Here is a 15,096-nt window from a genome sequence, read left to right as displayed (position 1 = left end):
CCATCCCAGGATCGCGCAGCCGGAGGCGAGGAAAAGATGGAAACCATTACCATGAGTCAGCCCGGCGCAGGCGTCGATGCCGCCTCAACGAAGGATGCGACGCTGATCTACCGGCAATCGCGCTGGACCCGCCTGACGCACTGGCTGTGGGCGATCTCGCTGTTCTTCTTGCTTTTATCCGGCCTGCAGATCTTCAATGCCCGGCCGCAGCTCTACATCGGCAAGCAATCCGGCTTCGAGTACAACAACACCGTCTTTGCCATCGGCGCCGAAAACACCGCCACCGGCCCGCGCGGCTATACCGAAATCTTCGGCCATCGCTTCGACACCACAGGCGTGCTCGGCTGGTCGGGCCCGGCCCGGCAGCAAACGTCGCGTGCCTTCCCGTCCTGGGCGACAATCCCGTCCTATTACGATCTCGGCACCGCCCGCGTTGTGCATTTCTTCTTCGCCTGGATACTGACAACCACCTTGGTCGTCTGGCTGGTCGCCAGCCTGGTCAACGGCCATCTGCGCCGCGATCTGGCGCCGCGCCTTGACGATCTCAAGCGGCTGCCGCAGGACATCATCGAGCACGCCAAGCTCAGGTTCCACCACACACGCGAATACAACACGCTGCAGAAAATGGCCTATGGCGGCGTACTGTTCGTGCTGTTGCCACTCATGATCATCACCGGCCTTGCCATGTCGCCGAGCATGAACTCGGTGCTGCCCTGGCTCAACGAACTGCTCGGCGGAAGGCAGACGGCGCGCACCATCCATTTCACGGTGATGGTGCTGCTGGTCGGCTTTTTCATCGTCCATATGATGATGATCCTCGCCGCCGGCCCGATCAACGAACTGCGCTCGATCATCACCGGCTGGTACCGCACCGATCCGCCAAGGCATGGCGACACCGAGAGGAGTGCGTGAGATGGCCAAATTCCAGATCAGCCGCCGAAAGTTCCTGACGGGCGCCGGCCTCGGCGTTTCCGGCATCATGTTGTCGGGCTGCGATGCCTTCGACAGCCAGCTCGGCATGGGCGACGGCCTGCGCAGTTTCCTCGAAAACGCCAATGGCCTGACCTACCGCGCGCAACGCTGGCTTGCCGGCCGCGATGCTCTGGCGCCGGAATTCACCGAGGCCGACATCCGCCAGCCGCAGCGGCCGAACGGCGTCACCGCGCCCGACGATGACACCTACAAGGGCCTGCTCGCCAACAATTTCGCCGACTGGCGGCTGGAGGTAACGGGCCTGGTCGAAAAGCCGCTGTCGCTCAGCCGCGAGCAGTTGGAGAACATGCCGAGCCGCACGCAGATCACCCGCCACGACTGTGTCGAAGGCTGGAGCTGCATCGCCAAATGGACCGGCACCCCGCTGTCGCTGGTGCTCGACCAGGCTGTGGTCAAGCCGCAGGCCCGCTATGTCATGTTCCACTGCCTCGATACGATCGATCGCAGCCTCTCCGGGGAAATCAAATATTACGGCACCATCGACCTGATCGATGCCCGCCACCCGCAGACGATCCTCGCCTACGGCCTCAACGGCAAGCCGCTGCCGGTCGAAAACGGCGCGCCGCTGCGCGTGCGCGTCGAACGACAGCTCGGCTACAAGATGCCGAAGTATCTCTACAAGATCGAGCTCGTCGACAGTTTTGCCAATATCGGCGGCGGCCGCGGCGGCTATTGGGAAGACAATGGCTATGACTGGTATGGCGGGATTTGATGGCCTCGCATTCTGACCGAGCACGATCTGACTCCGACCGAACCGAGCTTGCCTGAGGAAGCCGGTTTCGATCGCGTGGCCGAACTTGGCGATTGGCCTGAAGACACTCCAATATCGTCCTCTGCAAAACGGTCGCAGAAAACGGCGCGGCTTAAGCAACCTTGTCGAGCAGTGGCTTGAGCGCCGGATGTATCTCCGGCGAGGCGAGTTTGATCAGCGTCAGCAGCGCGCGTTCATTGTCACGCAGCGGGCGGTCGGTGCCGATGCGATCGGCCAGCCATTTCGCCTCGCTGGCGTCGATCGTCTCGGCGCGGCGCGCGAGTGCCTCGGCGGCACGGTTCTTCGACTCCCATTCGGCCTCGATATCGCCGGGCGAACGATAGGCTTCCATGATGCCGGCCAGTCCGCCCGACACCATGCGGCTGAAGAAGCCACCAATTTCGGGCTCGACCTGGTCCAAGAAACTGTCACGACGCAGCGCCACATCGCGCGTCGGCGCTTCGTAGCCGGCCGAACACATGACGAAATTGGCGAGCGCCTTGACGAACAGGTCGTTCCAGGACGGGTCGTTGTGGGTCGCTGCGGTCTGCTCGTTGATCTGGAACAGCACCTCGGCCTCAACCCGTGTGATGGCGATGTTACCGTCGCCGCCATAGGCATGGAGAATGCGGCGCAACAGATCGACCTCTGCCTTGGCGACCAGCCCGGGAACCAGCGCGCCGCCGAGCATCAGTGGTCCCTTGCCGTCGACCACCGCGTTGGCGACCTGCTCGAGCGCATAGGCGGAGAGCCGGCCGGGCGATGATTTCGCCCTTTCCAGCACATGCACCAGCAGCTCCAGTTCGGTCACACTGTCGACCATTCCGTCGCGCGAGATGGTCTGGATCAGCCAACCGGCATTGTCTTCAGAGATATAGCCTGCCGGCTTTTCCTGGTGGACGATGTAGTCGGTAACGGCCTCGACGAAGAATTCAGGCCATTGCGGACATTTGTCCGTCGCTGTCGCATCGAGCGCGAACAGTGCTTCAGCCTCGCCGCGCGTCACCACGCCGTCGGCGAACACTTCGCGACGCAGCATGACGACATCTTCCGCCGTGATGCGGTCCTTCGAGGCCAGCCCCGCCACCGGCGCGCTCCCGATCCGTTCGCCCATCTGTCAATCCCCATCCGCCGTGCCCAACGCAATTGCCGGCCAAACCGTCAGCCCAGAATATCGCACATTGTCTTGAAAAACCGGCAAACGGCGTGGTTAGCGAAGACTGTAAAGACGCCGCGCTTTACGTGTCGCTGGCAGGTGACAAGGTGTCGCCGACAAGCTATGGATGGCGCGTCGAGGGCTTAAGTTTTGAGTCCTACCTGTTTGCGGGAGAGAGCAGCGCGAGCTGCCGCCGAAGGGGAAATCGCCCGAAATCTCTCAGGCAAAAGAACCGTAGACGGGAAAGACACTCTGGAAAGTCGGGGCTTGCCCCCGCGCCGAAGGTGTAAGCGTCGCCGACAGAGTTCCGGTTGCGCGAGTCTCTCAGGCTTCAGACAGAGGGGCACGGACTGGTCGCCAGCAGCGGCCGATTGCGTGCGACTCTGGAGATGACATGACGGGCGACGACACCAAACACCTTCCTCTCGAAGATCTGCACACCGCCGCCGGCGCACGCTTTGGCGCCTTTGCGGGCTGGTCGATGCCGCTGACCTATCCGGCCGGCGTGATGAAGGAGCACCTTCACACCCGCGAACATGCCGGCCTGTTCGACATTTCGCATATGAAGCTGTTCGCTGTCAGCGGACCGGGCGCTGCGGCACTGCTCAACCGCGCCAGTCCGCTCGATGCCGGCGCGCTTGAGATTTCACAGTCCAAATATAGTTTCTTCCTCAACGAGGCCGCCGGGATCATCGACGATCTGATCGTCACCCGGCTCGGCGCCGAGCGCTTCATGGTGGTCGCCAACGCCGGGAATGCGGTCGAGGACGAGAAGCATTTGCGTGCGCTGGCCGCGGACTTCGACGTCAAAGTCGATGCGCTCGACCGCGTCTTCCTGGCGATCCAGGGGCCGGAAGCCTGGGCTGCCTTGTCCCGCGCCGGCATCGAGACCGGCTCACTCTTGTTCATGCATGGCATCGAGCCGAAGCAAAACTGGTTCATGAGCCGCTCCGGCTACACCGGCGAGGACGGCTTCGAGATCGGCCTGCCGGAGGCGGATGCGCGCGCTCTGGTAACGAAACTGCTCGAGGACGAGCGTGTGTTGTGGATCGGCCTTGCTGCCCGCGACTCGCTGCGGTTGGAGGCCGGCCTGTGCCTGCACGGCCAGGACATCACGCCGGAGATCGATCCGGCGAGTGCCGGCCTGATGTGGGCGATCCCCAAAGATCTCCGCGCCGGCGGGTCCTTCATCGGCGCCGATGCGCTGCGGTCCATCCTGGAGCGCGGGCCGTCGCAAAAGCGCGTCGGCCTGAAGCCGGACGGCCGCCAGCCGGTGCGCGCCGGCGCTGCTTTGTTCGATGCCGACGGCGATCCGGCCGGCTACGTGACATCAGGCGGCTTCGGCCCGTCGGCCGGCCATCCCGTCGCCATGGGCTATGTGTCAACGGCCTTGGCCAAGCCGGGCACGAAACTGTTCGCCGACGTTCGCGGGACGAAAATCCCGGTCGATATCAGTTCCTTGCCCTTCACTCCTCATCGCTACCGCAAAGGATAATTCCGATGGCAAAAACCTATTTCACACAAGATCACGAATGGCTGAGCGTCGAGGGAGGCATCGCCACCGTCGGGATAACCGACTATGCGCAGGAACAGCTTGGCGATCTCGTCTTCGTCGAACTGCCTCAAATCGGCACCAAACTCAGTAAGGGCGACACCGCCGTGGTCGTCGAATCCGTCAAGGCGGCATCCGATGTTTATGCGCCGGTTGATGGCGAGATCACCGACGCCAACGGCGCGCTGTCCTCGGACCCGTCGCTGGTCAACTCCGCTGCGACCGGCGACGGCTGGCTGTGGAAGATGATGCTCGCCGACGAAGGCCAACTCGCAGGCCTCATGGATGAGGCCGCCTACAAAGCCCATATCGGTTGATATCAGGACCTATTGCCATGAGCGCAGCACTTACCCCCTTCTCGGCCCGCCACATCGGTCCTGATGTAAACGATGTCAGAGCCATGCTTGCCGTGATCGGCGTTCCCTCTGTCGAGACGCTGATCAGCCAGGCTGTGCCGCAGTCGATCCGCCTCGATCTGCCGCTGACCCTTCCCGCGCCGGCGAGCGAAGCCGAAGCGCTGGCCGAATTGTCGGCGATCATGGCAAAAAACACGGTGCTGAAGAGCTTCATCGGCGCCGGCTATCACGGCGTCCACGTGCCGCCGGTCATCCAGCGCAACCTGTTCGAGAACCCGGCCTGGTACACCGCCTATACGCCCTACCAGGCCGAGATCAGCCAGGGCCGCCTGGAAATGCTGTTCAACTTCCAGACCCTGGTCACCGAATTGACCGGCCTGCCGGTGGCTTCGGCTTCCCTGCTCGACGAAGCGACGGCGGTGGCCGAAGCGGTCGGCATCGCGCTGCGCCATCATCGCGACAAGCGCACCAAGGTAGCGCTGGCCGGCACGCCGCATCCGCAGACGCTGGACGTCGTGCGCACCCGCGCCGAGCCGCTCGGCATCGAGATCGATGGCGAGACCATCGACGACAACACCGCCGCCCTGCTGGTCTCCTGGCCGGACACGTTTGGCGTCTATGGCGACCACATGGCGGCGATCGAGAAGGCTCGCGCCACCGGCGCCGTGGTCGTCTTCATCGCCGATCCGCTTGGTCTCACGCTGACCGACGCGCCGGCCAGGCTTGGCGCCGACATCGCCGTCGGCGCGATGCAGCGCTTTGGCGTGCCGATGGGCTTTGGCGGCCCGCACGCCGCCTATTGCGCCGTCTCCGACAAGCTGACCCGGCTGATGCCCGGCCGCCTCGTCGGGCAGTCGATAGACAGCAAAGGCCGTCCCGGCTATCGCCTCGCCCTGCAGACGCGCGAACAGCATATCCGCCGCGACAAGGCGACCTCCAACATCTGCACCGCGCAGGCGCTGCTTGCCAACATGGCGACCGCCTATGCGATCTGGCACGGCCCCACTGGTTTGCAGGCGATCGCAGCGCGCATCCATGAGCTCGCCAACCGCCTCGCAGCAGGCCTGAAAACCGCTGGTGTTTCCGTGCTCGGCTCAAGCCGTTTCGACACGGTGACGGCCAAAGTGAAGGGCAAGGCAGCTTCGATCGCCGCTGCCGCTGAAAAAGGTGGCCGGCTGCTGCGCGTCATCGATGCCGACCGCATCAGCATCGCCTTCGACGAAACCTCGACCGAGGCGGATGTCGAGGCTATCGCCGCCCTGTTCGGCGCCAAGTCCGGCGCTACTGAGGCCGGCGCGATGCCCGGCAAGCCGCGCGGCAAGGAGTTTCTGACCCAGCCGGTTTTCCGCGAAAACCACTCCGAGACCGACATGATGCGCCTGCTGCGCAGGCTAGCCGACAAGGATTTGGCGCTCGACCGCACCATGATCCCGTTGGGCTCCTGCACCATGAAGCTCAACGCGGCGGCCGAAATGATGCCGGTCAGCTGGCCTGTTGTCGCCAACCTCCATCCCTTCGCGCCGGCCAGCCATTCGGCCGGCTATCGCGCCATGGTCGGCGAGCTGGAAGGCTGGCTGGCGGAGATCACCGGCTTCGACGCCGTCAGCCTGCAGCCCAATGCCGGCAGCCAAGGCGAATATGCCGGCCTGCTCGCCATCCGCGCCTATCACCGTTCGGGTGGCGAAGGCCATCGCACCATCTGCCTGATCCCCCAGTCCGCGCATGGCACCAATCCCGCGAGTGCGGCGATGGCCGGCATGAGCGTCGTCGTCGTGCGTTGCCTGGAGGACGGCAATATCGACATGGACGATATGCGGGCCAAGGCCAACGAGCATTCGAAGAATCTCGCAGCCCTGATGTTCACCTATCCCTCGACGCACGGCGTCTACGAAGAAGGCGCGCGCCACCTGTGCGCTCTCATTCACGAGCATGGCGGCCAGGTCTATTTCGACGGCGCCAACCTTAACGCCCTGGTTGCTTTGGCGCGGCCCGCCGATATCGGCGCCGATGTCTGCCACATGAACCTGCACAAGACCTTCTGCATCCCGCATGGCGGCGGCGGTCCGGGCGTCGGTCCGATCGGCGTCAGGGCGCATCTGAAACCCTATCTGCCGGGTCATGTCACCGAAGGTTCGGCGCATGCCGTGTCCGCTGCCCCGTTCGGCAGCGCTTCCATCCTGCCGATCACCTGGATGTACATCCGCATGATGGGCGCCGCCGGCCTGAAGCAGGCGACGGAGACGGCGATCATCTCGGCCAATTATGTGGCGACGCGGCTCGCGCCGCACTTCCCGCTTCTCTACAAGGGCAGGCACGATCGCATCGCGCATGAATGCATCCTCGACACGCGCGTGCTCAAGGAGAGCGCTGGCATCAGCGTCGACGATATCGCCAAGCGGCTGATCGATTACGGTTTTCACGCGCCGACCATGTCGTTCCCTGTCGCCGGCACGCTGATGGTCGAGCCGACCGAATCCGAGCCCAAACGCGAACTCGACCGGTTCTGCGAGGCGATGATCGCCATTGCCGGCGAGGCAGCGAAAGTGGCGAAGGGTGAATGGCCGCTCGAGGACAACCCGCTGGTCAATGCCCCGCACACGGCGGCCGAAACCCTTGCCGGCCAGTGGACCCACCCCTATTCGCGGCTGGAAGCGGCCTACCCCGCCGACGATGTCGATACAGCGGCCAAATACTGGCCGCCGGTCTCGCGCATCGACAATGTCGCCGGCGACCGCAACCTCGTCTGCTCCTGCCCGCCGCTGTCGGAATATCTCGGCGCCGCCGAATAACACTCTGGCCTGTCAGGCTGAGCGCAGGGCCGGTCCGTCGGCTTTGCCGTTGAGGACAAGCACGCGATTCGCCCGGCGTTCTTGGCCGCGTAGAGCGCCCGGTCGGCCTCGGCCAGCACTTCATCCAGGCTGCTGCCGTCTTCCTTGCCAAAGCCAATGCCGCCGCTGACGCTGCTGCGCAACGGCCCGCGCGGCGTCGGCACCACTTCCGTGCCGAAGGCGACGCCGATCCTGCTGGCGAAATCGTAGGCCTTGTCTTCGGTCATCCGAGACATGACCAACGCGAACTCCTCGCCGCCCAGCCGGAAGGCGTCGACGCCAACCCTGTCATACTTCTTGATGACTGCGGCGAAACGGCAGAGCACCCGATCGCCGACGGGATGGCCATAGACATCGTTGGTTCGCTTGAAGTGGTCGAGGTCGAACATGGCGACCGACATGAACGGGCCGAAGACGCGCTCGCGATAGAGCGAGTTCAAAGCCCGCCGGTTCATCAGACCGGTCAACGGGTCGGTCAGGGTCTCGGCCTTCAGTTCGATCTGTGCCTGCAGATGATGCAGCGACAGCGTCAGCGCGCCGAGAGCCGTCATGCAGGCGACCGCCACGACCGAATTCAACCGCTCGGCCCAATTGTCGGGTGCGACGCCGAGCACCCACTGGCCCTTGACCAGAAGCACGGCGCCGCAGAGCCCGAAGGATACGCCGCAGACGCCGCTTAGCGCCGAAACGACCAGCAGAATGCCGCGATCCTGACCGCCCTTGATCCAGAACATCACCCCGATCGAGGCGAGCAGCACTGTTACCGTCGTATAGGTGAGGATGAAGCCGACACCATCGAAACCGAGATAGGTCACGCCGGCGCAGACAGCGATCGCGAGCATGGCCGGCAGGACAGCGCGGCTGTAATTGCGCACACCAAGATATTGCATGGCCGAAAGTGAAAGCGCCAGGAAACCGAGGCTGAGCAGCGCCAACGCTGCCTGACAAAGCAACGGACTGGGCTCCCTCGTGTAGCGCCAGAAGACGATGACGTGGGCGACAAGGACGAGAATGCCGCACGCCACCGTCAGCACGAAGCGTGCACGCGGCGCCGTGAACCAGATCACAAACATGGTGACGCTCAGGCATGTGCCCGACAGCGCAGCCGCCAGCAATAGCGAACTGAAATCCAGCATGGATGAGCGGCAACCTTTGGGATCTTCGATTTGTGGCGCATCATAGGCATGCAACCGGCCGGAGATACCGTTTTCGGCCGGTTTTCAAAGCAACCTGCCGACAGGGTTTACAAAGCGTCGACTGCCGTCCCGCGAAGCTCGGCACGCGAGTGTCCCTAGTCTCAGCCCTTGTTGAGCAGCGCCAGATTGGCGTTGATCACGCTCGGGTCGGCCATGCCGGCCCTTGCTTCCATGAGCAGCGCTCTCGCCTTCTTCTTGTTGCCGCGCAGCAGCTGCGAATAGCCCATATTGTTGACAATCTGCGGCTTGCGCCCGGCAACCTTCAAAAGCTGGTCGTAGGCGCGGTCGGCGAAGTCGAAGCGGCCGAGTTCGTCATAGGAGGCGGCAAGCCCCATCCATCCCTCGGCACTGTCGGCCTTCAGTTCCACGGCCTTGCGGAAATGCTGTTCGGCAAGGCCGTAATTGGCCTCGCGGAACTGCGCCTTGCCTTGCGCAAGGTCGGAGGTGCTGACGTCTTTTGCCACCGGTTGGATCGATGTGGTCTTGGTTTTGTCGACGTTGTCGGTCGTGCAGCCGCCGACCATCAAGACCGCCGCTAGCGCGGCCATTGCCGTGAAACTTCTGTGACGCATGCCCCTGGCCCCAATCGCCCGATTTACCGGGTCGTTCTCTGAGGAAGCAGACTACAACAGGGCGATTAAACTTCAGTGCGGAAACGCGCCTAAAATTTGGTTTCGGGCACAGAAGCCATTAACCAACCGAAGCCTATTCCGGCTCCAGCGCCTTGAGCCCCGCCGGAAACTGATAGCGCCTGCCGTCGTAGCGGAGCCGATAGGTTCGTTTCATGGACCTGCCGGGATGGGACTGGCACTCGCCATTCTTGTCGACAGATGGATTGTCGGTGTCCAACCGCTCGAACACTGTGATGTCGTGATAGCCGTGATGTCTCGCCGGGCTCATCGCCAGGCTGACCCGGTTGGATTGAAAGGATCCTGCGCAATTGGTGTCGCCTTCGCCGCCAAAGCCGGCCACGATGATGCCGTCGAGCACCAGGCGCAGAGCACCGCCGTCAAGGGCATAGAGCCGCAGGTCGGTTTCACTGAAAGGATTCGGCTGCGAATGGTTTGCCATGTCGATGCGCAGGCCGAAGGCGCCGACATCGGGCGCCAATCTGTAGCGCCCGGTATCGAAGTCGATCTCGCGGATGCCGACGGCATCATCGGTCATCAGCCCGGGCTGGAGCAGGCGCTGGCGCACCTGCCGGGTCTTCCTGTCGACGACCAGAAGCTCGACATCGCCGAAATGCCCGTCGTCGCTGGATTGGGAGCTGTCGATCAGCGGCACGGCGACCAACAACAGGTCGGCATGGGCGGGCCAGATCTTGCAGACCACGCCGAATGGCGCATCGCCATCCCAAAGCGTCTGGGCGATGCTGGTATGAGGTTCGAGCGTGAAGGAGGCGCCATCGGCACTCTTTTGGGCCTTGGGATATGCCTGCTGCACCAGAGCGGCAGCGTCGCCGCAATCGTCGGCCGCGGCCGAGGCCGGCGACAGACTGGCCGCGGCGAGGCCGAGGAAGGCGGTGCACAAGACTATTCGCATGGACGGCTCACTCATTTTGCTTTTTGCGGATTTTGCCGAAGGAGAGCGGCCAAACCGGCCGGATATGACATCCAGGCGAAGCGTAGTTGAAGTGAGTAACCGCAGAAAGCCGCCGGGCGGCCACTTGGTATCTACTGCCTTGGTATATCTACTGAACCGCCGTCATTTTGACGATGATCGGGATGACGGCGATCATCAGCACCACCGGCAGGATGCACACCACCACCGGCACCGACATCTTGGCCGGCAAGGCATGTGCCTTCTCCTCGGCCAGCGACATGCGCTTGTGGCGCATTTCGTCGGAGAACACGCGCAGCGCCCCGGCGAGGCTGGTGCCGAGTTCCTTCGACTGCTGCAAGAGCGTGGCGAAGGAGCGCACCTCGTCCAGGCTGAGGCGGTCGGCGAGCGCCTTCAATGCATCGTCGAGGCTGCGGCCGGCCCTGAGTTCCAGCGACACCAGCTGCAGATTCTGGCTCAGCGACGGATAGGTCTTGGCCAGTTCCTTCGAGACCCGCTCGATGCCGGCCTCCATGCTCATGCCGGCATCGGAGCAGACGATCATCAAATCCATGAAGTCGGGAAAGCCGTTGCGGTATTCGCGCATCTTTTCCCGCACCTTCTGGCTGAGCACCAGGCCGGGCACGAAATAGCCGGCGGCTCCCGACAGGATGATGAAGGTCCAGCGGCTGGTCGCGGTGGAATCGGCGCTGCCCATCCAATGGTTGACCAGGAACGCGCCGATCGCTGCGCCCACCAGGCATGCGAAGCGGATCAGGAAGAATGTGCCGACCGCGCGCGGCTCCATATAGCCCGCCTGGATCAGCTTCATACGCAGCCGGGCGACATTTTCCGGATCGCTCTTGGCGTAGAATTCCTGCGCCCGCTTCACCGCCTTCTCGCGCACGACGCTCTGGTTCTTCTTCGGCACCGCCTCGGCCTGTTGGGGAGTCTTGCTGTCGTCGATCTTGAGCCGGCGCTTGAGATCGTTGCGGTCGCCTTTGGCCACCACCAGCGGCCATGCCACCGCGCTGCCGCCCAATGCCAGCAGCAGCGCGGCTACCGGCATCAGCGACGTCGGCGCCAACGAGGCAAGAAACTGGATCACCTGATCCATCTCAGAACCGGAAGTTCGACATCTTGAACATGATGATGTTGCCCAGCATCAGCCATGTCACCGAACCGCCCAGCAGATACCAGGTCTTCGGCACATCCCAGACGCTTTGATAGAATTGCGGCATCATCACCATGATGGCGGCGAACAGCAGCGCCGGCACCGCCGTCAGAATATAGGCCGACATACGGCCTTCGGTTGAAATGGCGCGCACCTTGCGGCGCAGCTTGCCGCGTTCGCGGATCGTCGTCGACAGCCCGTCGAGGATCTCGCGCAGATTGCCACCCGAGCTCGTCTGGATCGACACCGCGGTGACGAACAGCGGCAGATCCTCCTGGCCGACGCGGTCGAACAGTGAATTCAGCGCCGAAACCAGGTCGGAACCATAAGTCACCTCGTCGGAGATAACGCCGAATTCGGTGCCGATCGGATCGGGCATCTCGCGCGACACCATCGAGATCGCCACGGGAACCGGATGCCCGGCCTTCAAGCCGCGCGTGATCAATTCCAGCGCCTCCGGCAACTGCACGCCGAAACGCTTCACCCGCCGGGCACGCTTGGAACGCAGCACAATTACCGGCAGCAGCGCTGTCAGCACCACAAACAGCAAAATGGCGAGCAACAGCGGCAGGCCGTACCAGAGCGCGACGAGCATCATCGCCAGCGCCACGCCCGTCGTCATCGTCAGGAATTTCGGCAAGGGCATCACCATGCCAGACTGCGTGCGCAGCGCGCGAAAACGGTCGGGCGAGAAGAATGACGTGCCGGAATCGAGGCCGCGTTCCTTGCGCAGCTGGATCAGCACCTGTTCCTGGCTGATCTTGTTTTCCTGCAGCTTCATGCGCCGGTTGATAGCCAGGCGCTTGTCGCTGCGGCCGGCATAGAGCAGATAGCAGCCTTCGGCGATCATGATGCCGGTCAGCGCTGCCGCGGCATAGACGACATAGATCGGGCTGAAATTCTCGAACACCCGGCTACTCCTGCGGCCGGCCGGGTTCGAAATATTTGCCGGGGAATTCAATGCCCATATTGCGCAGGTCCTCGAGGAAACGAGGGCGAATGCCGGTCGCCTCGTAGTGACCGAGGATCTTGCCGTCGGCTTCCATGCCGGTGCGCACGAAGCGGAATATCTCCTGCATCTGGATGACGTCGCCTTCCATGCCGGTCACCTCGGCGACGCTGGTCACCTTGCGCTTGCCGTCCGACAGTCGCGTCAGCTGGACGATAAGGTCGAGCGCGCTGGCGATCTGGCTGCGGATCGACTGCACCGTCATCGGCATGCCGGTCATGCCCAGCATCTGCTCGAGGCGCGAAATGGCGTCGCGCGGCGTGTTGGCGTGGATGGTCGCCATCGAGCCTTCATGGCCGGTGTTCATCGCCTGCAGCATGTCGAAGGCCTCCTCGCCGCGGCACTCGCCGAGGATGACGCGGTCAGGGCGCATGCGCAGCGCGTTCTTGACCAGGTCGCGCTGCTTCAGCTCGCCATGACCTTCGATGTTGGCGGGGCGCGTTTCCATGCGCGCGACATGCGGCTGCTGCAGCTGCAGTTCGGCCGCGTCCTCGATGGTGATCAACCGTTCGTCTTCCGGAATAAAGGCTGACAATGCGTTGAGCATCGTCGTCTTGCCGGTGCCGGTACCGCCCGAGATGATGGTCGTTTTGCGGGCGTGGACTGCAGCCGCCAGCACCTCGGCCATGTTCTGGGTGATGGCGCCGAACTCGACCAGCTTGTGCAGGCCGAGCTTGTTCTTTGAAAACTTGCGGATCGACACCAGCGGCCCGTCGACGGCGACCGGGCGAATGGCGGCGTTGAAGCGCGAGCCGTCGAGCATGCGGGCATCGACCATCGGCTGCGATTCGTCGACCCGGCGGCCGACGGCGGCGACGATCTTGTTGACGATGCGCAACAGGTGCGCCTCGTCCTTGAACGGGATATGGACCTGCTGCAGCTTGCCCCGTTTTTCGACGAAGCAGTTCTGGTGGCCGTTGATCAGGATGTCGTTGATGTCGGGGTCCTTGAGCAGCGGTTCCAGCGGGCCGAGGCCGACCATCTCATCGACGATGTCATCGACCAGCGCTTCAAGTTCGACGGTGTTGATCGCCATACGCTCCTGGCGGGTCTTTTCCGACACGAACTCCTGCACCTGCCGGCGCATCTCATCCTTGGGCAGGCGCTCCAGCGCGACCAGGTTGATTTCCTCGAGCAGCAGCCGGTGGATGCGCACGCGGGCATCGAGCACCTTGTTGGCGCTTTTTCCCGGTGTTGTCTCCGGCTTCGGCGGCAAGGCCTTGCGGTTCGTCGGGATGACCACGGCGTGATGCGCGACCGGCGCCGCCTCGGCCGGCTTCAGCGCGCGGACGTCACGGTTCTGCAGGGTCGAGAAGCGGCTGGTCATCCGGCTTTCCTCTTCAGGAGGCCCCTGCCGATGCCGAACAGCGAGCGCGATTTCTCCGGCGTCACCACGGCTTCTTCCGGCAGGATGATCCTCTTCAGATCGTTGACGACATTGGCGTTCGGGTCGATCTCATGCAGCGGCACGCCGCGGTCGACCGCTTCACGCACAAGCCGGTAATTGTTGGAGATGCCGCCGACGAAATGCTCGCCGAGGATTTCCTGGACATCCGCCTGCTTTATGCCGTTGTCGAACATCTTCTGCTCGAAACGGTTGACGATCACGTTCGGCTTCACTTCCTTGCCTGCCGTCTCGTAGACCGCCTGGATCAGCCGCTGCGTATGGCGCAGGCACGGCACCGTCATTTCGGCGACGATGTAAAGCTTGTTGGAGCCGAGCAGCACCGTTTCCGTCCACGGAAACCAGGTGCGCGGCATGTCGATGACGACGTTGTCGAAATAGGCCGAAACGAGATCGAGCATGCGCACCACGACATCGGTCTTGAACGAGCGCATTTCCGACGGATGCGTTGGCGCCGCCAGCACGCAGAGCCCGCTCGCATGCTTGGACAGCATCACATCCAGCAGCTGACGGTCGAGGCGCTCGGGCTGGTTCTCGATTTCGGTGATGTCGAAGCGCGGCTCGAGGTCGAGATATTCGGCGCAGGCGCCTTGCTGGAAATTGAGGTCGACCACGCAGGTCGACGCGCCGCGCGTCACCGAATGATGCAGCTGGAAGGCGGTCTGCAGCGCCAGCGTCGTGGTGCCGACGCCGCCGGCGGCCGGCATGAAGGTATAGATCTGCGACTCGGTGTTTTCCTCGCGCCCCGGCCCTTGCAGCGCGCGCACGACCGACCGCACCAGATCGGCGGTGGTGATCGGCTTGACCAGGAAATCGGCGACCTGGAGCTGCACCAGGATACGCACTGCGGCTGCGTTGAATTCCTGGGTGACGACGACCACCGGAACGCGGCCTTCAAGCCGGCGCATGATGCGCTGCAGCGACTCGATCTCTTCCAGCTTTGCCGCATCCATGTCGACGATGAGCGCGCCGAAATCGGCTTCCTGGACCTCGCCGCGCAGTTCGGTAATGTTCTTCTCGACGGTCGAAAGCTGGATCACCTCCGAGGCCGCGAACGCGGTGCGCGTATCCTGCGCAAAGGTCCGGTCGCTGGACACCAGCAGGATCTTCTTGGTCTTGATGCCGCTTGCCATTTTG

12 protein-coding genes, 1 pseudogene and 1 riboswitch are annotated in these 15,096 nt (G+C 63.3%); of the genes and pseudogenes, 5 read left to right on the top strand and 8 right to left on the bottom strand.

Features of this window, described 5'->3' with window-relative positions:
* Positions 1–36: 36 nt before the first annotated feature.
* Together NLY42_RS19675 and NLY42_RS19670 are read left to right on the top strand one after the other, a co-directional pair.
* Positions 37–912, top strand: a complete 876-nt coding sequence (locus tag NLY42_RS19675) for a cytochrome b/b6 domain-containing protein (protein WP_023691148.1) — start codon at positions 37–39, stop codon at positions 910–912.
* Between the two features lies 1 nt (position 913).
* A complete protein-coding gene (locus tag NLY42_RS19670; RefSeq protein ID WP_023681588.1) occupies positions 914–1,705 on the top strand; it encodes a molybdopterin-binding protein in 792 nt (263 codons plus the stop codon).
* Between the two features lie 151 nt (positions 1,706–1,856).
* Here NLY42_RS19670 and NLY42_RS19665 read toward each other — a convergent pair whose 3' ends face one another.
* Positions 1,857–2,858: a hypothetical protein gene (locus tag NLY42_RS19665; RefSeq protein WP_023751525.1), complete on the bottom strand. Its 1,002-nt coding sequence runs from the start codon at positions 2,856–2,858 to the stop codon at positions 1,857–1,859.
* 200 nt (positions 2,859–3,058) lie between these two features.
* Positions 3,059–3,145: riboswitch (glycine riboswitch) on the top strand.
* A gap of 149 nt (positions 3,146–3,294) precedes the next feature.
* Here NLY42_RS19665 and gcvT point away from each other — a divergent pair.
* Genes gcvT through gcvP form a run of 3 tightly spaced genes read left to right on the top strand, consistent with a single transcriptional unit; the run spans position 3,295 to position 7,597 of the window.
* Positions 3,295–4,395 (top strand): glycine cleavage system aminomethyltransferase GcvT, encoded by a 1,101-nt coding sequence (gcvT, locus tag NLY42_RS19660; protein WP_023691145.1) that lies wholly within the window; start codon positions 3,295–3,297, stop codon positions 4,393–4,395.
* 5 nt (positions 4,396–4,400) lie between these two features.
* A complete protein-coding gene (gene gcvH / locus NLY42_RS19655; protein ID WP_023725711.1) occupies positions 4,401–4,769 on the top strand; it encodes a glycine cleavage system protein GcvH in 369 nt (122 codons plus the stop codon).
* 17 nt (positions 4,770–4,786) lie between these two features.
* Positions 4,787–7,597: an aminomethyl-transferring glycine dehydrogenase gene (gene gcvP, locus NLY42_RS19650; protein WP_023753324.1), complete on the top strand. Its 2,811-nt coding sequence runs from the start codon at positions 4,787–4,789 to the stop codon at positions 7,595–7,597.
* Between the two features lie 125 nt (positions 7,598–7,722).
* Here the strand turns inward: gcvP and NLY42_RS19645 are convergent.
* From NLY42_RS19645 to NLY42_RS19615, 7 genes and pseudogenes are all read right to left on the bottom strand, one after another.
* Positions 7,723–8,091 (bottom strand): annotated as a pseudogene (locus NLY42_RS19645) (GGDEF domain-containing protein); the annotation flags it as partial.
* Positions 8,092–8,933: 842 nt separating this feature from the next.
* Positions 8,934–9,404, bottom strand: coding sequence for a hypothetical protein (locus NLY42_RS19640; RefSeq protein WP_023667596.1), 471 nt, complete (start codon positions 9,402–9,404; stop codon positions 8,934–8,936).
* A 133-nt stretch (positions 9,405–9,537) separates the two neighbouring features.
* Positions 9,538–10,374: a PA3715 family protein gene (locus NLY42_RS19635; RefSeq protein ID WP_023753326.1), complete on the bottom strand. Its 837-nt coding sequence runs from the start codon at positions 10,372–10,374 to the stop codon at positions 9,538–9,540.
* A gap of 148 nt (positions 10,375–10,522) precedes the next feature.
* Complete coding sequence (locus NLY42_RS19630; RefSeq protein ID WP_023695444.1) at positions 10,523–11,488, bottom strand: type II secretion system F family protein; 966 nt, start codon at positions 11,486–11,488, stop codon at positions 10,523–10,525.
* A 1-nt stretch (position 11,489) separates the two neighbouring features.
* Positions 11,490–12,455, bottom strand: a complete 966-nt coding sequence (locus NLY42_RS19625) for a type II secretion system F family protein (RefSeq protein WP_023688292.1) — start codon at positions 12,453–12,455, stop codon at positions 11,490–11,492.
* Positions 12,456–12,459: 4 nt separating this feature from the next.
* Positions 12,460–13,881, bottom strand: coding sequence for a TadA family conjugal transfer-associated ATPase (locus tag NLY42_RS19620; RefSeq protein WP_023667600.1), 1,422 nt, complete (start codon positions 13,879–13,881; stop codon positions 12,460–12,462).
* Positions 13,878–15,092, bottom strand: coding sequence for a CpaE/TadZ family protein (locus tag NLY42_RS19615; RefSeq protein WP_023667601.1), 1,215 nt, complete (start codon positions 15,090–15,092; stop codon positions 13,878–13,880). The genes NLY42_RS19620 and NLY42_RS19615 overlap by 4 nt, the downstream gene beginning before the upstream one ends.
* Positions 15,093–15,096 lie beyond the last annotated feature (4 nt).

Source organism: Mesorhizobium sp. C372A (assembly GCF_030323245.1).
GTDB lineage: Bacteria > Pseudomonadota > Alphaproteobacteria > Rhizobiales > Rhizobiaceae > Mesorhizobium.
Note: the sequence above shows the minus strand (reverse complement) of the source record. Positions and strands in the feature narration are given on the sequence as shown.